The 23,024-nt window shown below is 35.5% G+C and carries 25 protein-coding genes; 4 read left to right on the top strand and 21 right to left on the bottom strand.

Annotated features, from left to right (window positions below):
- Positions 1–155: 155 nt before the first annotated feature.
- On the bottom strand, positions 156–1,334 hold the full coding sequence (locus MHI47_RS14030; protein WP_093537713.1) for a NupC/NupG family nucleoside CNT transporter: 1,179 nt from the start codon (positions 1,332–1,334) through the stop codon (positions 156–158).
- 548 nt (positions 1,335–1,882) lie between these two features.
- On the opposite strand from MHI47_RS14030, the gene MHI47_RS14035 reads away from it, so the two are divergent.
- On the top strand, positions 1,883–2,332 hold the full coding sequence (locus tag MHI47_RS14035; protein WP_340831204.1) for a YehR family lipoprotein: 450 nt from the start codon (positions 1,883–1,885) through the stop codon (positions 2,330–2,332).
- A gap of 79 nt (positions 2,333–2,411) precedes the next feature.
- Here the strand turns inward: MHI47_RS14035 and sstT are convergent, their stop codons facing one another.
- The 18 genes from sstT to MHI47_RS14125 form a co-directional block, all read right to left on the bottom strand.
- Positions 2,412–3,650: a serine/threonine transporter SstT gene (gene sstT / locus MHI47_RS14040; protein ID WP_340832066.1), complete on the bottom strand. Its 1,239-nt coding sequence runs from the start codon at positions 3,648–3,650 to the stop codon at positions 2,412–2,414.
- Between the two features lie 242 nt (positions 3,651–3,892).
- Entirely contained in the window at positions 3,893–4,381 is a 489-nt protein-coding gene (locus MHI47_RS14045) for a gamma-type small acid-soluble spore protein (RefSeq protein ID WP_340831205.1), read from the bottom strand.
- Positions 4,382–4,552: 171 nt separating this feature from the next.
- Entirely contained in the window at positions 4,553–4,945 is a 393-nt protein-coding gene (locus MHI47_RS14050; RefSeq protein WP_340831206.1) for a hypothetical protein, read from the bottom strand.
- 301 nt (positions 4,946–5,246) lie between these two features.
- Entirely contained in the window at positions 5,247–6,050 is an 804-nt protein-coding gene (locus MHI47_RS14055; protein ID WP_340831207.1) for an ABC transporter ATP-binding protein, read from the bottom strand.
- The gene (locus tag MHI47_RS14060) at positions 6,050–7,087 is read right to left on the bottom strand and encodes a FecCD family ABC transporter permease (RefSeq protein WP_340831208.1); all 1,038 of its coding nucleotides are present in this window, start codon (positions 7,085–7,087) and stop codon (positions 6,050–6,052) included. Before MHI47_RS14060 ends, MHI47_RS14055 begins: the two co-directional genes overlap by 1 nt.
- Positions 7,084–8,124, bottom strand: a complete 1,041-nt coding sequence (locus MHI47_RS14065; protein ID WP_340831209.1) for a FecCD family ABC transporter permease — start codon at positions 8,122–8,124, stop codon at positions 7,084–7,086. The genes MHI47_RS14060 and MHI47_RS14065 overlap by 4 nt, the downstream gene beginning before the upstream one ends.
- Positions 8,117–9,175: an iron-siderophore ABC transporter substrate-binding protein gene (locus MHI47_RS14070; RefSeq protein WP_340763123.1), complete on the bottom strand. Its 1,059-nt coding sequence runs from the start codon at positions 9,173–9,175 to the stop codon at positions 8,117–8,119. Before MHI47_RS14070 ends, MHI47_RS14065 begins: the two co-directional genes overlap by 8 nt.
- A gap of 365 nt (positions 9,176–9,540) precedes the next feature.
- On the bottom strand, positions 9,541–10,302 hold the full coding sequence (locus tag MHI47_RS14075; protein WP_340831210.1) for a YibE/F family protein: 762 nt from the start codon (positions 10,300–10,302) through the stop codon (positions 9,541–9,543).
- The gene (locus tag MHI47_RS14080) at positions 10,299–11,435 is read right to left on the bottom strand and encodes a YibE/F family protein (protein ID WP_340831211.1); all 1,137 of its coding nucleotides are present in this window, start codon (positions 11,433–11,435) and stop codon (positions 10,299–10,301) included. The genes MHI47_RS14075 and MHI47_RS14080 overlap by 4 nt, the downstream gene beginning before the upstream one ends.
- 283 nt (positions 11,436–11,718) lie before the next feature.
- Complete coding sequence (locus MHI47_RS14085; RefSeq protein ID WP_340831212.1) at positions 11,719–12,726, bottom strand: HAAS signaling domain-containing protein; 1,008 nt, start codon at positions 12,724–12,726, stop codon at positions 11,719–11,721.
- Positions 12,713–13,060 carry a PadR family transcriptional regulator gene (locus tag MHI47_RS14090; protein WP_093537704.1) on the bottom strand — a complete coding sequence of 116 codons (348 nt, stop codon included), beginning with the start codon at positions 13,058–13,060 and terminating at the stop codon, positions 12,713–12,715. The genes MHI47_RS14085 and MHI47_RS14090 overlap by 14 nt, the downstream gene beginning before the upstream one ends.
- Positions 13,061–13,262: 202 nt before the next feature.
- Entirely contained in the window at positions 13,263–14,267 is a 1,005-nt protein-coding gene (locus MHI47_RS14095) for an LLM class flavin-dependent oxidoreductase (protein ID WP_340831213.1), read from the bottom strand.
- Between the two features lie 15 nt (positions 14,268–14,282).
- Complete coding sequence (locus MHI47_RS14100; RefSeq protein ID WP_340832067.1) at positions 14,283–14,567, bottom strand: DUF3219 family protein; 285 nt, start codon at positions 14,565–14,567, stop codon at positions 14,283–14,285.
- Positions 14,568–14,654: 87 nt separating this feature from the next.
- Entirely contained in the window at positions 14,655–15,131 is a 477-nt protein-coding gene (locus MHI47_RS14105) for a hypothetical protein (RefSeq protein WP_340831214.1), read from the bottom strand.
- Between the two features lie 183 nt (positions 15,132–15,314).
- Positions 15,315–15,482 (bottom strand): hypothetical protein, encoded by a 168-nt coding sequence (locus MHI47_RS14110; protein WP_340769841.1) that lies wholly within the window; start codon positions 15,480–15,482, stop codon positions 15,315–15,317.
- Between the two features lie 215 nt (positions 15,483–15,697).
- Positions 15,698–17,265 (bottom strand): IS3 family transposase gene (locus MHI47_RS14115; protein ID WP_340831215.1). Its coding sequence is split into 2 segments (ribosomal slippage): positions 15,698–16,626 and positions 16,626–17,265, totalling 1,569 coding nucleotides; the frame shifts between segments, so codons are not numbered across the junction.
- A gap of 140 nt (positions 17,266–17,405) precedes the next feature.
- Complete coding sequence (locus MHI47_RS14120; protein ID WP_340831216.1) at positions 17,406–17,621, bottom strand: hypothetical protein; 216 nt, start codon at positions 17,619–17,621, stop codon at positions 17,406–17,408.
- A gap of 473 nt (positions 17,622–18,094) precedes the next feature.
- A complete protein-coding gene (locus MHI47_RS14125) occupies positions 18,095–18,382 on the bottom strand; it encodes a hypothetical protein (RefSeq protein ID WP_340831217.1) in 288 nt (95 codons plus the stop codon).
- A 370-nt stretch (positions 18,383–18,752) separates the two neighbouring features.
- Here MHI47_RS14125 and MHI47_RS14130 point away from each other — a divergent pair, with 370 nt between their 5' ends.
- Positions 18,753–19,976 carry an IS110 family transposase gene (locus MHI47_RS14130; RefSeq protein WP_340830698.1) on the top strand — a complete coding sequence of 408 codons (1,224 nt, stop codon included), beginning with the start codon at positions 18,753–18,755 and terminating at the stop codon, positions 19,974–19,976.
- Between the two features lie 145 nt (positions 19,977–20,121).
- Here MHI47_RS14130 and MHI47_RS14135 read toward each other — a convergent pair whose 3' ends face one another.
- On the bottom strand, positions 20,122–20,340 hold the full coding sequence (locus tag MHI47_RS14135; RefSeq protein ID WP_340831218.1) for a permease: 219 nt from the start codon (positions 20,338–20,340) through the stop codon (positions 20,122–20,124).
- Positions 20,341–20,526: 186 nt separating this feature from the next.
- The gene (locus MHI47_RS14140) at positions 20,527–21,162 is read right to left on the bottom strand and encodes a CPBP family intramembrane glutamic endopeptidase (RefSeq protein WP_340831219.1); all 636 of its coding nucleotides are present in this window, start codon (positions 21,160–21,162) and stop codon (positions 20,527–20,529) included.
- A 496-nt stretch (positions 21,163–21,658) separates the two neighbouring features.
- On the opposite strand from MHI47_RS14140, the gene MHI47_RS14145 reads away from it, so the two are divergent.
- Both MHI47_RS14145 and MHI47_RS14150 read left to right on the top strand, forming a co-directional pair.
- Complete coding sequence (locus MHI47_RS14145) at positions 21,659–22,294, top strand: FMN-dependent NADH-azoreductase (protein ID WP_340831220.1); 636 nt, start codon at positions 21,659–21,661, stop codon at positions 22,292–22,294.
- 153 nt (positions 22,295–22,447) lie between these two features.
- Positions 22,448–22,984 (top strand): TetR/AcrR family transcriptional regulator, encoded by a 537-nt coding sequence (locus tag MHI47_RS14150; RefSeq protein ID WP_093537615.1) that lies wholly within the window; start codon positions 22,448–22,450, stop codon positions 22,982–22,984.
- Positions 22,985–23,024 lie beyond the last annotated feature (40 nt).

Here is a 23,024-nt window from a genome sequence, read left to right on the forward strand (position 1 = left end):
ATAATAGCGTAACAAAAACACGTCAGAATGACAAGTATATTAGTCAAATTGACTAATAATTAATACAAAAAACCTCCTAATCATAATTGCTTAGGAGGTTTTTTGCTCATTCTTTATAAGACTAATTTCTTTGAAATCTTGTATGAAATTTTTATTTATAAGATAAAACTTACAATAATCGCTGTTAATACACTTACTAATGTTGCTCCGTATAACAGTTTCAAGCCCATACGTGCTACAACATTCCCTTGTTTTTCATGAAGACCTTTTACAGCACCAGAAATAATCCCAATAGAAGAGAAGTTTGCAAACGAAACAAGGAACACGGAAATAATTCCGATTGATCGTTCACTTAGATTTGATGCTAAATCATTTAATGAAAGCATCGCTACAAATTCGTTTGTAACTAGTTTGGTAGCCATAATACCACCAGCTGTTACTGACTCTGATACAGGAATACCCATTAAAATTGCAAATGGAGCAAAGATATATCCAATAATTTCTTGGAATGAAATTCCTAATACCATATCAAATAAGGTATTTACTCCTGCCATAAGTGCAACGAATCCGATTAACATCGCCGCTACTACGATCGCAACCTTAAATCCATCCATAATATATTCGCCCAACATTTCAAAGAAGCTCTGTTTTTCTTCTTGAACAACGAGTATATCTTCTTCTTCAGTGACATTGTATGGATTAATAATAGATGCAATGATGAATCCACCAAATAGATTAACCACGATAGCCGTCACGACATATCTCGGTTCCACCATTGTCATATAAGCCCCAACAATAGACATCGATACAGTAGACATCGCTGATGCACAGAGTGTATAAAGACGTTGAGACGATAATTGTCCAAGCTGCTTTTTCACCGTGATAAATACTTCCGATTGGCCAACAATAGCAGATGCTACCCCATTGTATGACTCTAATTTACCCAGTCCGTTTACTTTACTTATTCCCCAGCCCAACCACTTCATAATGAAAGGAAGAACTTTAATATACTGTAGAATACCAATTAGCGCTGATATGAAGACGATTGGAAGTAAAACATTTAAGAAGAAAGGAGCTTGTCCTTCATTCGCAATGCCACCAAATACAAAGCTGATTCCTTCATTCGCAAAATCTAGTAATTTTGTAAATACGGCTGCAATCCCCTCGATAATAATTAACCCAAACTTAGTATTCAGTAATAAAAAGGACAAAATTAATTGCAAAATAAGCATCTGGATAATTGGTCTGACTTTAATTTCTTTACGATTGCTACTTGCAATCCAAGCAAGTCCCAGAACAACAATTAAACCCACGATTGAGATTATATAATTCATTGTATGCCTCCACAAAGATGTATTCTTATAAGGTTGAACGTCTGACAACCTTCTCACTTACTTATTAAGTATACCTTCATAATCCCCGATGTCCAAATACAATGTTTACATGTGGAGAAAGTAAAAGTATATTTTATGTAAGCGTTCACTATTTTGTAACACTATATACGCAATCATTAGAATTCACCTCTCAAGAAATTATTTATGTCGTCTCGAAAAAAGGCGTAGAATAACAATTTCAAGCTTTTTTTATTTTTTACAAAAATACGACAAAAAAAGTTTAACATACCTATTTATAGGGTATTTTTTCTTATAAACTAAAAAAAGTTTAGGTGAATAGAAGGGTATTAAAACCAATTTAAGAGAAACTAAGAAAAAAGGAGATGTTAACTGCAGGGAAATAAAACATTATTATTTATATCATCTTCATTTTTCTAGAAATGCTATTTAAAAAATTAGTTCTGCTTTTTTTTTGTCATCATATTATGGTGAATAATGGAATTTGTAATTTTATACTAAAAAAATATACATACATGAGGAGTGTAACAATGAAAAAATTAACTGGATTTATAATTATTATGGTTTTAGCTCTATTTTTAACGGCATGTGGAAGTGAGTCTACTAGAACATTTGAATTAGAACAAAATGGTGTTATTACCAAGATGGTATACACAACTAAAGGAGATAAAGTTACCAAACAATCAACTGAAAACATTATCCAATATGACTTAGCGGGTATTCCTTCCAAAGAAGAAGCACAAAAGCTTTTTGCTCCCCTTGTGGAACAATTTCAAGACATTGATGGAATAACACATAACCTAGAATATGAGGATACGAAAGCTATTGAAACCTTAGCTATAGATTATGAGGTTGCAGAATATGATGACATAAAGAGCTTGCCGGGGATGGAGTTTACCGAAGATCCTAAAGATAAAGGCGTTAGTATGAAAAAGTCTCTTGAAATATTAGAAAGTCAAGGATTTAAAGAAGTAAAATAAATGTATTAATATTAAAAAGCCACGACTACCGAATTATTCTTCTCGGTAATCGTGGCTTTTAAAATTTAATTATATCGTTTTAAGAATTCACACTAACTACTTTATTTTTACCTTCTCTGCGCTCTTTCGCATGCTGAGCTGTAGCTGTGAACAGTACGTCAGATGAAGAATTCAAAGCAGTTTCGCAGGAATCTTGTATAACACCAATGATAAACCCAACCCCAACTACTTGCATAGCAATATCATTAGAAATGCCAAAGAGATTACATGCTAATGGGATAAGTAGCAGCGATCCCCCCGCAACACCTGATGCACCTGATGCAGAGACAGCTGCAACGACAACAAGCATAAGTGCAGTCACAAAATCGACTTCAACACCTAATGTATTTACAGTTGCTAGAGTTAGAACAGCAATAGTTACTGCTGCTCCAGCCATGTTAATAGTAGCACCTAGAGGAATTGATACTGCATAAGTATCCTCATCTAAGCCAAGTTTTTCACATAATTTCATATTTACTGGAATATTTGCTGCGGAACTACGTGTAAAGAACGCCGTTATACCACTTTCTCTTAAAACCATTAGAACAATTGGATAAGGATTTTTTCTCGTATAGATATACACAATTAGTGGATTCACTACAAGTGCGATAAACACCATACACCCAACTAATATTAATAGTAATCTACCATAATCAGCTAAAGCCGAAAGACCACTTGTTACAATTGCATCAAATACAAGCCCCATAATACCAAGTGGTGCTAAATTGATCACCCATTGTACTATTTTAGTGATAGCATCCGAAAAATTACCTAACATATCTTTTGTATGTTGATTTGCATTTTTTAGTGCAAAGCCAAGAACAATCGCCCACATTAATATCCCTAAATAGTTAGCATTTACTACTGCATCAATTGGATTAGCAACAAGATTAAATAGTAAGGTCTCAATAACTTCAGCAATACCTTCAGGGGGAGTTAGTTCTTCTACTCCTGCTGTAAGTGTTAGTGTAACTGGGAATAGAAAACTTGCTACTACAGCCACTGCTCCGGCAAGTAATGTACTAATAGCATAAAGGCCAAGAATTGATTTCATATTCGTCTTTTTACCATTCTTATGTACAGCGATTGCATGCATTACTATAAATAATACTAATATCGGCGCAACTGCTTTTAATGCTCCGACAAACAAAGAGCCAAAAATAGAAATCCAGCTTGCGCCAGTTGGTACGGCTAAAGCTAAGATAACACCGACAATAATACCGATAACAATCCTTTTTACTAAACTCATTTGATTCCATTTAGCTAATAAATTCTTCATCATACTATCCCCCATAGTTTTCTCCCTTTAGAAAGAAATACAAAATTCAATTTCCCCATTAAAATAATATGTACTTATTTTAACTTTAAGTAGACTGATATTTTATTTTAGCACAAATTTTTAGAATCTTGCATTGTTATTTTTTGTTACAACTTTTTGAGCTTTTTTTGTAAACCAGGTATTTTTAAACCAATAAAAAATGACGGGAGTGTTTAAGCTCCCATCAAAATTTTAGTTATATATTATTTCTTAAAATTATTTGCGTTTTGTTGTGCTTTACTGTTAGCTTGAGCATTTTGTTGTTTCACTTCTTGGGCATTTGTTTGACGCTCTTTTGATACGCCAAATTCCGATCCAAATTCGCTAGACATGTTTTGAGATCCAGCTTGTCCTGCTTTTTGATTTGCTTGGGCATTTTGTTGTCTCACTTCTTGGGCATTTGTTTGACGTTCTTTTGATACGCCAAATTCTGATCCAAATTCGCTAGACATGTTTTGGGATCCAGCTTGTCCTGCTTTTTGATTTGCTTGAGCATTTTGTTGTCTCACTTCTTGGGCATTTGTTTGACGTTCTGAGGATACCCCAAATTCTGATCCAAATTCAAACTTGTTTTGTGAAGCACCTTGTCCATTTTGTTGCGCTTTTTGATTTGCTTGAGCATTTTGCTTTCTAACTTCTTCTGCATTTGTTTGAGCTGCATTCGGAACGTTATTGTTATTGTTGTTTGCCATTGTTCTTCACCTCCAAAAATTATGATTGCCATAACGGAGGTAATTATTATTAGCAAATATTGGATATGCTAATTTACATTAACAATACATTCTCTTTCATGTTCCGGTAATAATATGTAACAATATATAAAAAAAGATAATGCATAGAAACTATGCATGGATTGGTTAAGCTTATATACCTAAAGAGGAATATCCATTTTCCATGATCTTCTGCACATTGCTTAGTTCATTTGCAAACAAAGTAAATGCCTCCTCATCATGTTGATCGAGTGATTCATTCACTTTAAAATTCAAATGCATCATTTTTAACTCTAAATCCATTAGGGAGCAAATTCTGCCTTCGTTACTAAGCTCTTCAATATCATCCACTTGAATAAGAAATTGAAACTCTCCATTAACAGTCACCAAAAAATGCCATCCAAGAGAATCATCGTACTTTTGCTCATCTATTATCGTCCATACATCACTTGGATGGAACTCAATCATATGTTTATGCTTTTGTCCTGGACAGCAACAGCTTACTTCATGCTGAAACATTTCTAGTATTATAAAATTTTCATTCATAAGATGTTCCTCCCTCGTTATTGGTTTGCGCTGAAAGACCTTGTTCATACAATACGGTTCTTTGTATTATCTTTAAGTGAAAATTAAATGATAATGAGAATCACTTTCATTTACTATTGTATAGGATGATTATTGACCTCGTCAATTCATTTAGTAGATAACCTTTAAAATTGATTAATCATTAAGAAAACAAAAAAGACCAGAAGTTAGTTCTTCTGGTCTTCTCACTTATATTTAAATTACATCATTTCGAAAATAAGGATGAACAAAACATAGTCATAAGGACTGTTCACTCGTAAATTTAACTTTTTACATGGTAGCGGCCTTTAGGTATAACTAAAGGTGTATCGGAAATTGGATCTTGGATCACAACACAATTCAAGTCAAAAATAGATTTTACTAAGTCACTTGTTATGATGTCCGAAGGTTTTCCTTCTGCGACAAGCTCACCTTTATGGAGCGCAAAGATATAATCTGCATAACGAGCAGATAAGTTGATATCATGCAGCACCATAACGATGGTAGTCCCATACTTTTCATTAAGGCTTGTTAGTAAATCTAAAATTTCTACTTGATAGGTGATATCTAGAAATGTTGTTGGTTCATCTAGTAGTAAAATATCCGTTTGCTGTGCAAGAGCCATGGCTATCCAAACTCGCTGCCTTTGACCACCGGATAGCTCGTCAATATCAAGATTAGCAAACTCCCTAATGTTCATAAAATCCATTGCTTCCTCAACTGCCTCATAGTCCTTCTTAGACCATCCACTAAACAAGGATTGATGCGGAAACCTTCCTCTTCCAACTAAATCAGCAACTGTAATTCCTTCCGGTACAACAGGTGATTGCGGAAGAATACCTAATATCCGTGCTAATTGCTTAGGTGGGTATTTGTTTATCGCTTTTCCGTCAAGCGTTACATCACCTTCTGTTGGCTTTATGAGCTTTGCTATCGTTTTAAGAAGTGTAGATTTTCCACAACCATTTGCACCAATAATTACACTTATTTTATTTTTAGGTATTTCAAGGTCAATTCCTTGAATAATTGTTTTATTGTCATAGCCGGAAAACAATTTATCGGCTCGAAAACTGTGTGTGTTCCCCATTACAATTCTCCTTTTCGGTTCATACGGATTAGTAAATATATTAAGTATGGTGCCCCTAGTAATCCTGTGATAACACCTACAGGAAATCTATATTCAAATGCAAATTGTCCAATAAGATCGGCAATTAGAACAAGATTGACCCCTACTAACCCTGCTGGAAGAATATTAGATGAGCTAACACCAACTAGTCGATTTGCGATTGGCCCTGCTAAAAATGATACAAAAGCAATTGGTCCCGTTGTTGCTGTAGCAATTGCAATCATAAAGACAGAACTGACTATTAGAATAATCCGTAGTCTATCGGTTGAAACACCTAGGGAAGAAGCCATTTGCTCACCGAGCTCTAAAATGCCTAATTGCTTCCCAAATATAATAATTACTGGCGTGAAAAGTAATACAACGATTATTAATGGAGGTAACTCACTCATCTTGGAGCCATTCAAACTGCCTCCAAGCCATCTGATTGCTCCAGCTATATCTTGTTGAGCACTCTTCAGGAGTAAAAAAGAAATGACAGCATCTAACATAGCTTGAATCGCAATACCAATAATGATTATGCGACCGATGGAAAATGTTCCCCCGCGAGCTAATAAATACATAACTATTACCGTTGCTAAACCACCAATGACGGCTGCAATAGATATAGTCGAGTTGCTCGTATGCAATACAGTTATACAAAATACTGCTGCTACACTTGAGCCCGATGTAATCCCCAAAATATTTGGATTTGCTAATGGATTTCGCAGCATCGTTTGGAAGACATAGCCTCCAACACCAAAAGCAAATCCTGCAAATACCCCTGCGAGCATTCGTGGAAGTCGAATTGTATTCACCGCAAAATTGGCTCCAGAAATCTCTTCGCCCAATAGGGTCCGCACAACAATATGTACTGGATAAATTGTATTGCCGAGCAGCAACATAGCAGAACTAAGTACTACAGCTAAAATGACGAGGAGCGACGTAACAAAAAGCCATCGCCGTCTTCTCTGACGCATCCCTTGCATAATAAAATTAACTTCAACAGATTGATTTTTCATAATGACCGCACTTTCGATTTCTTAGCTAATATGATAAGTATAGGTGCACCAATAAACGCAGTTAGAATACCAACTTCAAGCTCTCCTGGACTAGCAATCAGTCGACCAACAACATCTGAAAACGTCAAAATGATGGCTCCTGCTAATGCCGACATCGGTATTAAAAAGCGTAAATCTGGTCCAATAACAAAACGCATAGCGTGTGTTGCCAACAGACCGATAAATCCAATTGGACCTGCTAAAGCAGTAGCAGCTCCACATAAAACAACCCCGGCAATGATGGCAAAAGCACGTAATATACCAGGGCGTACTCCTAGACTAGTCGCAACATCATCCCCTAAGGCTAATGCATTTAAAGCAGGTGCGGAAATAAACGCTATTAAAAGCCCAACGATAAGAAACGGGAGGAAAATCTTGATAGAATCCCAATTTCCTGATCCAACGCTTCCCACCTGCCAAAATCTAAACTGATCCTGAGCATAAGCGCTTGGAATAATAATTGCGGTGACAAGCGAAGAAAGAGCTGCACTAGTTGCAGCTCCTGCTAAGAGTAACTTAATGGGCGTAGCACCACCACGCCCCATGGAACCAATTCCAAACACGAAAACTGCAGTAATACTCGCTCCGATTAAAGCTAACCAAATATATTCCCCTGCAGTTGTAATGTTAAAAAGTGTAATACCTATTACAACAAATAACGTGGCACCTGTGTTTACCCCTAAAATACTAGGGTCTGCTAATGGATTACGTGTTACGGCTTGCATTAACACTCCTGCAATTCCTAAAGCAACACCACAGCACAAACTAAAGACCGTGCGGGAAATTCGTTTGCGCACTACGTTGGCTCCATAAGAATCTTGGTTTGTATAAAATAAGCCGTCCATCAGTTCTTGATAACTTACAACCCTTGCCCCTAGCATAAGGGAGGAGACGATGCTAACAATCAACAAGATGATTGCAATCACCAATATGAGCGTAAAATGCTTTGGCAAATGTAAATCTATTTGCTTCTTTTTGGAATCAGTGGTGCTATTCATTGATCTTGTCTATAGCTCCTCCGATTAGTTCTAAATACTCGTCAATCGTATACGCGATTGAAAGTGGGTTTGGAGTTCCTGCCGCTACTAATGGTGTATCACTTGTGATAAATGCTACAGAACCTCTTTCAACAGCTGGAATTTTACCAAGTAAAGGATCAGCTTTAATGGTATTGTATAATTCCTCATCACCATATCCTACGATAATATCTGCATCAAACAACGCTTCTACATTTTCCGCACTCAAGTTTAACGAATAACTTTTTGGATCTGTGATTAATGATGAAATACTTTCAGGAGCCGTTAGCCCTAATTCTTCTAAAAATGCTACACGTGAATCCACTGGTGTATAAATGTGTAATTGCGATAAATCCTGTGCAGAGAAATTCACCCAAACAACTTTTTTACCTTCGATTTGTGGATAAGCGCTTAATTTTTCAGCGATTAAGTTTTCCGTATCTTTAATCAGTTGTTCGCCTTCTTCTTTCATCCCCATACCTGCCGCATTCAATTCAACCTGCTCGCGCCATGTAGTAGTCCATGCTGATGTTGGATATGCTACAACTGGTGCAATTTGTGTTAATGTTTCATATTCTTCTTCTGTAATACCTGAGTATGCAGCAAGGATAACGTCTGGATTTGCATCTGAAATCGCTTCAAAATCTAACCCATCTGTATCTTGAAACACGTTTGGATCTGTAGCTCCAAGTTCATCTAATTTTTCTTTTGTCCATGGTAGTAAACCACTATCATCTTGAACGCCAAAGTTTGCTGCTGAAAAACCAACTGGCACAACACCAAGCGCTAAAGAGATATCATGGTTTGCCCATTGTATAGTTACAATACGCTCTGGTTTGCTTTCAAGTACTGCCTCTCCTAAAGCGTGTTTAATTGTCATTGGGTATTCTGTTTCTGCTGCTGTTTCAGTTGAAGTATCTGAATCCTTTTTATCTACTTCTTCAGTTGTTGAATCATCTGAACATCCTACTAATACTAAAACTGCAAAAAAAGCCATTGCAAGCATTAGTAATAAAGATTTCTTGTTTTGCATATGTAACCCTTCCTCTTCTATAAAATTATCAACTCTTATTAAAAAGTATAATTTCTATTAATACTTAAATATAATTATATGCAATGAAATAAGACTGATTATCATTCTCATTTAAATTTAATGTTATTTTAACCTCGTGTCAATATATATTTTTAGATAATTTATAATAATAAATATCTACAGTTGATTTCATTCATTACGCATCTATTTGATAATTAGCTTTCTTAAGCTTTAACAATATCTTTATATAATGTATTTATCCTTAAATAACGTTCCATCAAAAAAACCTCCAAATATAATAATTTGAAGGTTTGAAACGCGGAGTCTTAGATGCTATTTTTAACTGGAATAACGCATACCTTTTTCTAATTCTCCTTATTCTTCACAAAAAAGTAAGCAGTAATCCAAGTGGTAATTGGGATTACTAGTGTTACACCGATTCCAGCACAAAGAATCGTTATCATTTCTGCACTAAAAATCTTTGAATTTACAACTTCTCCAACAGAATACGATAAATCTTTAAACCATATAAGCAATGCTAAATAGCCTCCAAAGAAGGCAAAAAAAAGCGTATTCGTACTCGTTCCTAAAATATCTCTGCCAATATTTAATCCAGAGCGGTATAACTCTTTTCTACTAATATTCGGATGATGAAAATGAATTTCCCGCATAGGAGATGAAACCGCTATGGCCGTGTCTGTAATAGCGCCTATCGTACTCATAATAATCACAGATACTGTAATTTTCACAAAATCTACTTCGACTAATAAGGAGAACATTCCAAGTTCCCCTAATTCTTCGTCCCCAAATCCTTGAATCATTGCCTTGTTAGTAATAAAGATAATAAATAACAATAAGATAACTGTGCAGATAATAGTAGAAAGAAAAGCTGTTTTTGTTTTACTGTTCACTCCATTTATATAGAAAAGATTGATGCAGCTGATCACTATACATGCTATTATTGTTAAAATTACTGGATCCATGATAGGATCATTCATCAAAATGACTGTTATCATAATGACACCAAAGTTGAAAAATATAGCTAAAAAAGATCGTACTCCCTTTCTCCCGCCAATAAGGGTCATCAAGAAGAATAATATCCCTGCCAGTAGCACTAATACATTCATTGTCTTGCCCTCTTTCTATTCACGAAAAATAATGTTGTATAGAGACCGATTGGAATAGTTAATACAATTCCTATTCCTCCAGCTAACGCACGAGCCAATTCTAGTGAAAGAGTTAAGGAAAGCGTATAACCAAACGGAGCCGCGTTCTTAAAATAGAGAACAAGAGTGGGGATTGAACCACTTACATAGGCAAAAAACAAAATATTAGTCATCGTTCCCATTATATCTTTTCCAATTTCCATCCCTGATTTAATAAGTGCTTTTACTGAAATATTATTATTTTTCTCATACAATCCAAAAATCGAAGAAGACATCGTAATAGCTACATCCATCACAGCTCCTAAAGACCCGAGAAACAGCCCCGCCATAAACACCATTCGATACGGTCGTGTAATAAACTGCATTTCTTCATATCGTAGTCCCTTTTCGCCTGTCACTAATAGAACAAGGTACGTAATCAATAGGGAGATGAAAGTTCCGAGCAGAGTCGCTATAATCGCTGCATATGTTTTATCATTTAAACCATTAGCGAGTAACAATGAAATGACCGTGAATAAAATAGCACTTATTCCGCAAATCCATAATAGACTTTGATTGGAAGTCTGAATATAAATATCCAATGCAAACGATAAAATTACAGCGTTAAAAGCCAAACTAATGAATGAAAACAGTCCCTGCTTTCTTCCTACGATTAGTAAAACAAAGATAAATACCCACGCAGCTAACAACAAATATTTATCACGTTTGACATCTAGGATTGTCCCAGTTAAATCTGCCCCTTCTTCCAGATGCTCATCTATTTTAATAAATAACTCATTTCCAATATGAAACTCATGGTCATAAGCTTTAGATTGGGAGTATTCATTTATCAAATGAATCTCCTTTCCTTTATTCTCTCCATTTCTCAATTCTGCAATTATATGTTGTGTATATAATTTATCTTCATTACCATTTATATCTTTTACTTCTACCACATTTTCTATAGTTGTTTTTACTACCTTAGCCAGTGGCCGTTCATATAAAGAATGGTTATTAAAAACAAAAATAATGGAACCAATAAAACAACATAACAGTATGGTGAGAAAGATTTTATGCTTGAAGCTCATCTTATATATGCTTGGAAAGGAATTCATGAATAGACCCCCCGATATTAATGTATCCAAATTATAATATTAGTATAGCTGTTTAAGGTACCATTGGGTACCTTAGATGAAAAATCCTGAAAAAGGAGTAAAGGTATCCTAAAATAGATAGCAACCGCTACTAAGAGCTGTCCATCTTTGCAGAAAATTCATTCCGATAAAATAATTTAGGACAAAGAAAAAAAGCATCCTAATAGATGGATGCCTGTAGCTAGTGTCTCTACGTGAATGTTTCTTACTTATATTAACGTTACTACAAATAACCACATTCCTGTTATTTCGTATTTGCTTTTCTAAATCCTTGTACGATATCTAGAATGCTTAAAAATAACCAAAGTACAATTATAATGATGATAAATAAGTTTTTAAGCTCAAATGATAACTGCCACAAATCCTCTAAATACATATAGAATTCTTCATTTATAAGTTGATCATTACTAAAGACGATGATAAATACTATGGTAGAAACTATATTTCTTACCGTATTCATAATTGCCAATTTAGATGTCCATTGACGAAGGATGAGTTTATAAAATACAAAAGCAATTTCTATTATTAACGCAACTATTACAATTAGCCAATACGAATGTAATACTTCCTGATTAAATGTAGGAGTGACTAACTCTATTTTGCCTTGTACTTTTTCATAAACACCTAGTAAGTGACCAGCATTAAAGTAAACTGAAATAAAAATAGCAATCCACAACAGGTGACCAAATATATCTCCAGTGGAAATTTTCTTCTCTTTCGAAATAAGCGATATGCTTTTTAAATCATCAGGTGTCCATTCCGTCCAACCCGGTGTGAGTGGTGATTTGCTTTTTGAAGTATCCTTGCGTTCCAAAATGGCAAAAACGAGCGTAATCCAAAAGAATGTCTCCATTGCTGCACTGAACATACCCCAAATACCATGACCTAGGATCAAAATGATTACGTTAATAATTCCGTTAACAATGTCTTCTTCCCCACTATAAGAAATGACATTTTCTACAACAATGACTAAAAATGCGAGTATCGCCACGATTGGTATCACGATTTTCAAAAGAGTCATGTACGTATCAAAGTATCTGGGCCCTATTAAATACATCGGTCGATCTGAGTATTCACTAGCAAGTGATGCTGGGTTTCCTAGATTTCCTAGAACCTCTTTTACTTCTTTCTCTGCGTAATTTTCTGGGAGCATATCTTCAATAGTTGACCTTAATTCAAGTGCAATATCATCACGACTTTTTTCAGGAAGTCTGCGTGTCACTTCCTGTATATATATATCAATCAGGTTCATTTTCAACATCTCCTTTTAATAAGTTTTGAAGTTCCTTCGTAGATTTTTCCCATTCGGCTTTTAACTGCTCCAAAATTTCAATTCCATATTCGCTTAATACATAATACTTTCTCGGTCTACTTTCCGTTGTATCCCAGCTGCTCTCGACTAATTCCTGTTTTTCTAAGCGTCGCAGCAAAGGATATAGAGTGCTTTGCTCGATAGAAACACTCGACTTTTCTAGTAATTGCACCAAAGAATATCCATATTGAGGTGTTCTTAGCTGGCTCAATACAGCAAGTGTCAATGTTCCTCTACGTAACTCAGTTATTAATGAACTTAACAATTTTTCCATGTTTCACCTCACTACTGTATACTATGTGTCATACACTATCTTATACTGGGTATCATACACTATTATTTAATCTATAGCAATACACTAACTCAACTTACGAAAAAATGCCCGTGAAGTTTATATACTTCACGGGCATTTTCATTATCAGTTGACAATACATCTTCATGTGTTTAACTTAACCTAGGGTGTGCGCTGTCCCTGGTTAATCATTAATAAGTAATTCATTTGCTATTAGTCTATAGGAGTTTCTTCTCGCTTCAGCAGAATATGTAATGGTACTTAGCATAATTTCATCTGCTTTATAGGTAGCTTGCAAGTCGATTAATTTCTCTTTTACTTCCTGTGGATTACCGATGATTATATTCTTTTTCATATTATCAAGCGTAACTTTTTCTCGGTCATCCCATTCATATTGCTGTGCCTCTTCAATAGATGGAATTCCTTTGTGTCCTTCCCCTTTAGCTTTCTGCAATTCCCATATAAGCGAACTTAACAATAACTCATTCGCTTTTTCAGTTGTTTCTGCACAAATAACAGAAACAGTTATCATCACTTGCGCTGTTTGTCCTTGTTTCCGAGGAGTAAAAGCTTCTAGATATTCCTGAATAATGGACGGTCCATCATTGTCACTCATAAATTGCCCAAATGTATAGGCCATCCCATTTTCTGCAGCGAGCAAAGCACTTTTTTTACTAGTCCCTAGAAGCCATGGAACTGGTGCTACTAACGGAATGGGAGACGCAGAAATTTTCGAGTACTCGTGGTCAGCAGGAAAATCATCATCTAGGAAATGCAGTAAATCCTTCACTAAACTAGGCATCTTATAAACATTTTGCAAATAATTATCCGATAAAGCATTGGTTGCTTCAGCTGATCCTCCCGGTGCACGCCCTATACCTACATCGATACGATTAGGAAATAATGTAGCAAGTGTATTATAAATTTCTGCCACTTTGAACGGTTTATAATGAGGCAATAACACAGCTCCCGAGCCGATTCGAATTGTACTAGTATTTACTCCAATATAACTTAAAATTACTTCTGGAACCGAACTTGCTAAGCCAGGTAAATCATGATGTTCCGTAACCCAATAGCGAGTATACCCTATCGCCTCTCCAACTTGTGCTAACTTCAACGAATCCTTTAAAGCCTCTTGAGCTGTTTGATTGGATGAAATCGGCGATTGATCCAGAATACTTAACTTCATCTTTAAGCCCCCTTCTTATATCTCCGTCTCCAGCAAAGTCAATTTATATTCGCCTACTTGCCCTTGCTCATATAAGTTAGTAATAGAAGTTGAGTAATTCCTAATAGTTCCCCGGAAAAATAATACTGCGTCTGGAACAGTAACTTCAAAGGTATCCTTATATAGTAAAGTTGCTATGTCATGATAATCTTCACTTGTTACGTCAAATACTACTGAAATTTGGTGTAATCCATTTATTATTTCTTGTTCATAATGATTTACTTTTATTAACCTATTATTTAAAATTATTTCCTTTACCATGCTATCTTCTGATTTTTCGCTCATGTCCATTACCTCCGAATGTAAGTATTGGATTTAGTGTACCATCTTCGAAGGGATTTTTAATGGTCAACGATTCGTATGGTCAATGCTTATTATAGGTTGATTTTCACTTAGTACATCAATAAAATAATCGGAGGCTATGTACAAGTGATGTTCCAGGTGGGAATCTTCCGATGTTGGTAAAGAAAGGTCAATATTCTTATACCAAGATTTGAAACTCGAATTTTCTATTTTGTAAAAGGTGGGATCGTATGGGAACTTTTGCAATCCCGCGGAATCCCTTTCTTCTCGTAATTTACCAATAAGGAATTCAATATCACCTCGAGTCCATTCCTTAAGAATACGGAAATGACGAATGGCATAAAAACTAAAATCATATTGCTTGTAGATGAATTTGAATTTCTCTTCACTATTGAACGCTGTAAAGATTAACACAAAGTCTTCCCCGTCATATTGCAAAGACACTAAGTTCATTTGTACTTTAAAACGATCAAATGGATTTTCCTTCAGTGGTTCCCAAATGATTAATTTACCAGTCTCCATTTTATATTTCCTCCTCACATATAATTTATCTTACGTTCAGGCAGACCTAATAGTGTTCACTATTACTGTTAGAATATGTTAATAAGGTAGAGAACCATAGTTAGACTGTAATATAATTTAAGCACCTTTTCCCTGTAAATAGATCAGGAAAGAGGTGCTTTTTCGAAAAATTCTTTATGTAAATTACAGTGAATCGGTATCAGCCTTCACAGCAATTATCTTTAATTCCTTGCCATACTCTAGAGATACAGTTTTTCTAGCTTGAATAGAAGTTCTTGCTGTCACCGGTATCGATTGCATTTTGCCATTTACTTCAGCCTCCACAATAAAACACTTTGCACCGCATTTCATGGGTATCCCTCCTCTTAAATACATTATCACAAAATAGTTAAAGGTCACCAATGAAATGATTAACCAACTAATGACTATATTTATTCCAGAAAGGAGCATAAGTAAATTCCTTTGGCTATGTTAAAGGTAAAGGTTGATTTAAAAATGCATAAAAAATGAGCTGGAAAATGTGAACTGCCCCCTGTCAAATAGACAGTGGAAATAAATAAAAGACACTAGGCGGCTTTAGCTCTGTATTCTAAGGGACTAAGGCCGTTTAATCTTTTTTGTAATCTTTCCGTATTATAAAATTGAATATACTCATCAATAGCTTTCTTCAACTCTTCAAACGTACTGTACTTGTTTAAATGATACTTCTCACATTTCAGTGTTCCCCAAAATCCTTCCATTGGTCCATTATCAATGCACCGTCCTACTCTTGACATACTCTGTACTATTTCTGCTTTCTCTATTTTCCTTTTAAATGTAGAGGAAGTATATTGATATCCTCGGTCACTGTGAAGCAGTGGAGTTGCTCCTGCGCTAACTTCCAAAGCTAAATCAAGGGTTTTAAACACCAATGAATTATTATTGGAAGTACCTAGTACATAGCTCACAATAGATCCATCATATAAATCCAAAATCGCACTCAAATAAGCTTTCTGTGAGACTCCGTATTTCATTTCGGTCACATCAGTCAGCCATTTTTCATTTGGCTTCTCGGAGTTGAAATTCCTGTCCAACACGTTTTCAGCCACGTGCCGTGGTGTAATTGATTTATACTTCTTGCGCTTACATCGAATAACCGCCTGGATTCCGACAATCTTCATCAGTCGGTAAACACGCTTATGGTTAATAGACTTCGATAAGGTACGTCTCAGATTCATCGTTATGCGGCGATAACCATATATACCATCCACCTTATTATGTAGAAGTAATATCTCCTTAAGAATTTCCTCATTCAACTTCTCACTTTTCGAAGGGACGCGATCAAGCCACTTATAGTAGCCAGAACGTTGAATTTTCGAGATCTCACATAAAAGAACAATGGAAAATTTCTCTTTCTCATGAAGTTCTTGAATGGCTATATATTTATCGGTCAATCGAACTTGGCTTAAGGACGTCTCTTTCAACGCCTCCTTTCTAGTTCCTCTAACTTTTTTAAAAATGCAACTTCTGCACGAAGACGCTCATTTTCCTTCTCTAACTTCTTCATATCACGTTGGTACTTCTCATCGGGAGTTAATTCTAGCTCTGCCTTAGTCCGGCCGCGCCTGTCTTTAAGTCCGTCTTCTCCTTCTTTCTCAAACTTCTTTACCCATTGATACACCTGTTGATAGGAAACGTTGAACTGTTCCGACGCCTGATGATAATTTTTTCCATTCTGAAAACAGTACATAACTATTTCCAAACGTTCTTCAAGTGCAGTAGACCGACCTTTAATCATAGAGTTATTCATCCTTTTCATCTCTTTTAAACCTCTATGATCATTATAAATCTTTATCCACCTTCGTAACACTGAGCCACTGGAAATTTTGTACTTGCGTACAATCTCGGTTTGAGAATAGTTCCCGGAAAGACAGTCAAGCACCGCAGCCAGTTTCACTTCTTTAGAATACCTTTTCCATCCATTAGGATTATTAAGCCCGTCCATTCCATATGTTTGGAACTGGTAAATCCATTCTTTAATTGTTTCGTCAGAAACATTGTATTGACGACAGAAGTCTATACTTGAAGTTTTTCTATTCTCATAAGATACAATTACCTCATACTTTTGTTGTGCAGTAAAAGCACTTTTACCCATAAAAAAACCCCCAATAAAGGAAACAGATTTTTTATTATTTCATCTGTCTACCTTATTGGGAGCATATCAATGTATCTCCAAGCTCATTTTATTTTGATGTCCTTTTTCACTAAAGCACCCGTTAGCTTAATAAGCACCTTTTATATTTTACCTTCTTTTATCCATGTCCGAATTCGGTAACTTGCGAAAACTGATACTAAGAAAAGCAAAAGCATAATTATAACGTAAAGTGATAATCTATTGATTTCTTGCAACCCTTCGCTGTTAGCCACTGTCCAAATGGATAATCCAAATAGCATTAGGTAACAAAATACATTTGGAATAATCCATGTGATTCTTAACTTTGTGTTTTTCAAAAATATGCCCCCTCAGACTATATACGAATATCAGCATGAATAGATTCCAAATAAGTATTTCCTTCTTAAAGTAAAGCACCCGTTAGTGAAATAAGCACTTTATCTTTTGTTAAACTTTATGGTCGAATTGAGAAGAAACTCACCCTGTTCACTAGAAGTTATCGATATGAAACTTTTATAACTCTCTTTCGTAAATAAATAGTTAACAACTTCGATGGAGGCAACCTACATGAGAGATATTTTTAAAGGAATACTAGCAGTAATCATAGCCTTAGCTTTATGGGGTGGAATTAAATACATATGGAATCTTCTTTTTTAAACACCGAAAAAACAACCTATCTTTGGTTGTTTTTTTCTGTTTATATAAATGTTATAAGAAAAATCTCTACTCCTTCTTGAAGTAAAGCACCTCGTTAGTGGAAGAAGAAACAGAAAGGTAATCTTCCATAATCGTGCCCGATTGTGGAATAACTTTATCTACTATACGATGTCCAAATTCTATATATATCTTTACCTTCTACCCCAATCTTATCTCTATGCATTGTAACATTTACATTCGTGTATCCGGCCCATTGTGGTATTAGTTCCGTTAAACAATCAATTACCTTTACATCAGGAGTTGCATAACCGATATTTTCTTTTCTCAAAAAGCCATTTGAGAAATCTTGATATAATGAGTCCGTCCATTCATAAACTTCAAACTGAGAATCAAAAATCAGTTCATCTTCTTGATATTGTCCGTTAACCCAGTATATTTCCATAACAATGCCTCCTCCTAATGAATGTAGCGTTCCATAACACCATGTCCTATAAAGACAAAGACACTTTGCTAGTTTTCCGGGAAAGCCCGGATTGTGGTTGACTAAAGCACCCGTTAGCCACCCATGTAGCGCAAAAACAGCGCTACACCACAGAGAATGAAAATATGAAAACCTGGGTATAGGATACTACGGCTGGGAGAGGAAGGTCGATGAACTATGGTGCCATAGAGCCCATCCGTTAGTCTGACTCCAACGACCACGGTGCATCACAGACTGTCGCTCCCTTACGGGAAGCACTCATGGGAGATTAATCCTACTCTGGTTATTGCACCAGCCTCCAATACTATTTGCCGTAGAAAGGATGATTTCAATGGAAGTAATCATTGAACGTGCTTGTGGGATGGATGTCCATAAGGATTCCATTACTGCTTGTATTATTACGCCAAAAGGAAAGGAGATTCAAACGTTTTCCACTAAAACTGTATTTCTATTACAGTTAATTGACTGGATTAAGGAGCATGGTTGTACTCACGTAGCAATGGAAAGTACAGGTGTATTTTGGAAGCCTATTGTTAACTTGCTAGAAGCCGAGAGCATTGAGTTTTTAGTAGTGAACGCCCAACATATGAAAGCAGTACCAGGTCGCAAGACCGATGTAAAGGATGCCGAATGGATTGCCAAACTTCTTCGTCACGGTCTACTTAAAGCAAGTTTTATTCCAGACCGAAATCAGCGGGAATTACGGGAGTTGGTTCGATACCGTCGAAGTATTATTGAAGAGCGAGCGAAACAACATAATCGGATTCAAAAGGTTTTAGAAGGAGCCAATATCAAACTCGGTTCCGTTGTCTCCGACATCATGGGTGTTTCGTCACTTGATATGCTCCGTGCTATCGCCGATGGCGAAAATGATCCTGAGAAACTAGCTAGCTTTGCTCGCCGATCAATGAAGAAGAAAAAGAGTGAACTGGAGCTAGCTCTTCGAGGGTATATCAATCCACATCAACGTCTCATGTTAAAAACCATTCTGGTCCATATAGAATTTCTAACTGAGCAGATTGAGCTATTAAACGAAGAGGTAGCTACTAGGTTATCCTCCCATCAAGATGATATAGAACGATTGGATTCCATTCCCGGCATCGCCACTCGAATGGCCGAACAAATTTTAGCCGAAGTTGGTACAGATGTGGAGAAGCAATTTCCCAGTTCGGCGCACTTATGTTCCTGGGCAGGATTAGTACCTGGACATAATGAAAGTGCGGGCAAGAGGAAATCAACTACCATGAAAAAAGGAAACAAGTACTTGAAATCGGCATTAATTGAAGCAGCTCATTCTGTTAGAGGATCCAAAACCTACTTGGGAGCTCTGTATAGGCGCACTGCATCAAGAAAGGGTAAAAAGCGTGCAGGAATATCAGTGGCTCATGCCATTTTAAGAATCAGCTATTATCTCCTAACTCGCAAAGAAATGTACGTAGACCTAGGGGAAGATTACTTTGACAAGCAAAAAGAACAATCGATTGTACGATATTCAGTTCGAAGACTTGAAAACTTAGGTTACAACGTGACAATCACTGAACCAAATGCCTCCTAGTCCAACCCACAATTTAATTCTCTTTTAGGCGCTGCACTTTTTTAAAAAATTATTGGGCTGCGTCAAATTTCGTATTGTCTTTTTCTATAAATCGAAGATTTTAATTTTCATGGGAGTTGAACAAACAAGTTGCAAATCGCAACTGTCATCCGGTATTATTCCTCTTCCTTTTATCACCAAAATACTTCCAAAGATGATATGTCGACCAGAATAAAGCTACACCTATAAGCATTGTAAATGGTCCAAAGTAAGGTTTTTCGAGGATATAATCCGGGGTAAAAACAGCGAACAGGACGAAGATAATTATAGCTGTAATCAAAAGAATCCAGTAACGCTTGTCTTTAAAAGTGCTAAAACTCCACATACAATCCTCCCTGTACCAACATGTGATTTTCAAACTAAAGATATCCATTTATTATACAACACTGTTGAACTAAACTGCCGCTTTAGTTCAATAAGAAAAGCTACCCTTGAAGGCAGCCACTTGTGAGCTAAAGCACCTAGTTAGCTTAATAACAAGCTAACAATGAATGTATTCCTAAATTAAATGTTATTCAAAAAAGTAAGCACCAATTATAGCTACGCTTGATGAAAATAAATTCCATAGGACATGAAGAGTAATTGGAACTAATAATCTGTTAGTTTGATAATAACTGTAAGTATAAACGATTGATAACCAGAATAATAAAGGAAAACTTGGTAAATCCATATGCCACCCAGCGAAGATTACTGAGGTAAAAAGAATACTTAATAGAATAGTGAATTTCTTTGAAAATGAGGTAAATAAAATTCTTCTGAATATTAATTCCTCTAATATTGGTCCTATAAAAACAAATGGAATAACTATTAAAGGGATAGCTTGTGTCATTTTAGAAGAATTAGATACTTCAGACGTGTAAAACAAAGGTGTTATTGTAACAATAACTATAAAACCAACTATGGCAATAAAAAACCATTTGATAATAGCATATAATGATTGTTTAACCGTTGATTTTCTTTTTTCAAATACCATTAGTTTTATATCGTCTCTCAATAAATATAAAGTTATTAACAATAACAATGGGGAAAGCGTAAAATTAAGTATAATAACTAAACTTCTCGAATTATTAAATATCAAAGTGATGACATCACCTAAAAGTAATACTCCAAAGTAGATTATCAATGCATATACATGATTTTTTTTCATTTATACCTCCACTCAACCATAATAGATATGCTTATAAAAAAAACTCCTGCTTCGTTTAATTCAAGAAAAAAGTGCCACCCTCAGACTTGAAGTAAAGCACCCCTTTTGTTCTATAATTTACATATATTAACTTATTCAACGTAAAGGCAAAAATACCTTCTTATTGAACTAACCTGCCGCGTTAGTTCAAAAAAGAAAAAGCTACCCTTACAGGCAGCCACTTGTTTAACTAAAGCACGACGTTAGTTGAATAAGAGTTATTTCTTCTTTCTTGTTTTTCCGTCTGGGCCTACGTGTCAGGAATCTAATCTTCTCTAATCTTTTTTTATGACAGGAGATTTAATTTTATTTAGATTATTCTTTTTTTAGTCAATACGAGCTGAATGTTGGATTTGCAACAATTCGATAAAACTGTTGGTTTGTTTAGTTAATAAATCGTTTTATACTAATTCACACAACAGTTGTTGTAAATCTTAAAGAAATAGAGGGAATAATTATGACTAAGGTATTATTTATTACAGCAAATCCAAATGATGAAAATCATTCGTTTAGTATGGCAGCAGGAAAGGCATTTATTGAAACATATAAAGAAACAAACCCAATGGATGAAATTGTAACCGTGGATTTATTTAAGGACGATATTCCAAATTTAGATGCAGATGTTTTCAGTGGGTGGGGAAAACTTCGTGCAGGACAGCCATTGGATGCTCTTTCAACTGAGGAATTAGCAAAAGTTAGTCGCCTAAACGAAGTTCTCGATCAATTTATTTCAGCGGATAAAATGATATTCGTAACGCCTATGTGGAATTTCTCATTTCCAGCAGTAGTGAAAGCATACATTGATGCTGTAGCTGTACCTGGTAAGACGTTTAGATATACGGAAACTGGTGCTGTAGGCTTACTTCATGGTAAAAAAGTGTTTCACATTCAAGCTCGTGGAGATTTTTATTCAGTAGGTCATTTAGCAGAGGAAGAGCTAGGCGATAGATATTTAAAACATATCATGAACTTCATGGGTATTACTGAATACGAAGGTTTATTTATTGAAGGTCAAGCTAAAATGCCAACAAAAGCAGAGGAAATTAAAGCAGAAGGCATCGAGCGAGCAAAGCAATTAGCACAAAAATTCTAATCGTTTATTATCTTTATATTGCAATTCGTGTTCCATTTTGTATGGACCACGAATTGCTTATTTTTTTTCTAAAAATTTTTCTGTTATAATCGAGTCATTCATTTAATCCAACAAGTGTTAAAAAATAATTTTGTTTTGAGGAGGTAGGTACGAATGAAAAAACTAGATCCACGGGTTCAACGGACAAGACAAAATATCATGAATAGTTTTATGAGACTGATTAAACAAAAAGATTTTAGTGATATTTCCATTGCTGATATTACACAAGAAGCAGAGATTAACCGTTCAACATTTTACTATCATTTTATGGATAAATACGATTTAATCGATGTGATTCAAAGAGAAGTTCTTACGAAAGAAATTTTTAAAGAAGTAGCATTACAAGAAGTCATCGATGAACAAACGATTATTATGTCCCTACAAGCTATTATGGGTTCTCAAACAAATTTAGCCCTACATTGTCAACGAGCAGTTAAAGAATTTAAACCGAAAATGGACTATGAAATTAAACAACGATTGACGGAAAATCTGCACGCTTTATTAGATAAAGAGCATGGTGTGAAGGAAGAACATTATTTTCTTGCTACATTTTGGAGTTGGGGCATTTATGGGGTTGCAATGGCATGTGTAGAGGGGAAAGAAACTTTGCATACTGCGGTAAACCGTTTGACAAATATCATTTTAGGCTAGTATATAGAACCATTATAAAACCCCATGTATCAATTATCAT

Source organism: Psychrobacillus sp. FSL H8-0487, assembly GCF_038008385.1.
GTDB classification, from domain to species: Bacteria; Bacillota; Bacilli; order Bacillales_A; family Planococcaceae; genus Psychrobacillus; species Psychrobacillus psychrotolerans.

Bases quoted from the DNA above. Each gene is read 5' to 3' on its own strand.
- MHI47_RS14080 (WP_340831211.1), bottom strand. From the start codon at position 11,435: ATGAATTCCTTTCCAAGCATATATAAGATGAGCTTCAAGCATAAAATC.
- MHI47_RS14150 (WP_093537615.1), top strand. From the start codon at position 22,448: ATGAAAAAACTAGATCCACGGGTTCAACGGACAAGACAAAATATCATG.
- MHI47_RS14030 (WP_093537713.1), bottom strand. From the start codon at position 1,334: ATGAATTATATAATCTCAATCGTGGGTTTAATTGTTGTTCTGGGACTT.
- MHI47_RS14090 (WP_093537704.1), bottom strand. From the start codon at position 13,060: ATGGAAAAATTGTTAAGTTCATTAATAACTGAGTTACGTAGAGGAACA.
- MHI47_RS14045 (WP_340831205.1), bottom strand. From the start codon at position 4,381: ATGGCAAACAACAATAACAATAACGTTCCGAATGCAGCTCAAACAAAT.
- MHI47_RS14140 (WP_340831219.1), bottom strand. From the start codon at position 21,162: ATGAAAAAAAATCATGTATATGCATTGATAATCTACTTTGGAGTATTA.
- MHI47_RS14100 (WP_340832067.1), bottom strand. From the start codon at position 14,567: ATGGTAAAGGAAATAATTTTAAATAATAGGTTAATAAAAGTAAATCAT.
- MHI47_RS14110 (WP_340769841.1), bottom strand. From the start codon at position 15,482: ATGAAATGCGGTGCAAAGTGTTTTATTGTGGAGGCTGAAGTAAATGGC.
- MHI47_RS14095 (WP_340831213.1), bottom strand. From the start codon at position 14,267: ATGAAGTTAAGTATTCTGGATCAATCGCCGATTTCATCCAATCAAACA.
- MHI47_RS14050 (WP_340831206.1), bottom strand. From the start codon at position 4,945: ATGAATGAAAATTTTATAATACTAGAAATGTTTCAGCATGAAGTAAGC.
- sstT (WP_340832066.1), bottom strand. From the start codon at position 3,650: ATGAAGAATTTATTAGCTAAATGGAATCAAATGAGTTTAGTAAAAAGG.
- MHI47_RS14065 (WP_340831209.1), bottom strand. From the start codon at position 8,124: ATGAATAGCACCACTGATTCCAAAAAGAAGCAAATAGATTTACATTTG.
- MHI47_RS14130 (WP_340830698.1), top strand. From the start codon at position 18,753: ATGGAAGTAATCATTGAACGTGCTTGTGGGATGGATGTCCATAAGGAT.
- MHI47_RS14070 (WP_340763123.1), bottom strand. From the start codon at position 9,175: ATGCAAAACAAGAAATCTTTATTACTAATGCTTGCAATGGCTTTTTTT.
- MHI47_RS14145 (WP_340831220.1), top strand. From the start codon at position 21,659: ATGACTAAGGTATTATTTATTACAGCAAATCCAAATGATGAAAATCAT.
- MHI47_RS14075 (WP_340831210.1), bottom strand. From the start codon at position 10,302: ATGAATGTATTAGTGCTACTGGCAGGGATATTATTCTTCTTGATGACC.
- MHI47_RS14055 (WP_340831207.1), bottom strand. From the start codon at position 6,050: ATGGGGAACACACACAGTTTTCGAGCCGATAAATTGTTTTCCGGCTAT.
- MHI47_RS14125 (WP_340831217.1), bottom strand. From the start codon at position 18,382: ATGGAAATATACTGGGTTAACGGACAATATCAAGAAGATGAACTGATT.
- MHI47_RS14085 (WP_340831212.1), bottom strand. From the start codon at position 12,726: ATGAACCTGATTGATATATATATACAGGAAGTGACACGCAGACTTCCT.
- MHI47_RS14105 (WP_340831214.1), bottom strand. From the start codon at position 15,131: ATGGAGACTGGTAAATTAATCATTTGGGAACCACTGAAGGAAAATCCA.
- MHI47_RS14035 (WP_340831204.1), top strand. From the start codon at position 1,883: ATGAAAAAATTAACTGGATTTATAATTATTATGGTTTTAGCTCTATTT.
- MHI47_RS14060 (WP_340831208.1), bottom strand. From the start codon at position 7,087: ATGAAAAATCAATCTGTTGAAGTTAATTTTATTATGCAAGGGATGCGT.
- MHI47_RS14135 (WP_340831218.1), bottom strand. From the start codon at position 20,340: ATGTGGAGTTTTAGCACTTTTAAAGACAAGCGTTACTGGATTCTTTTG.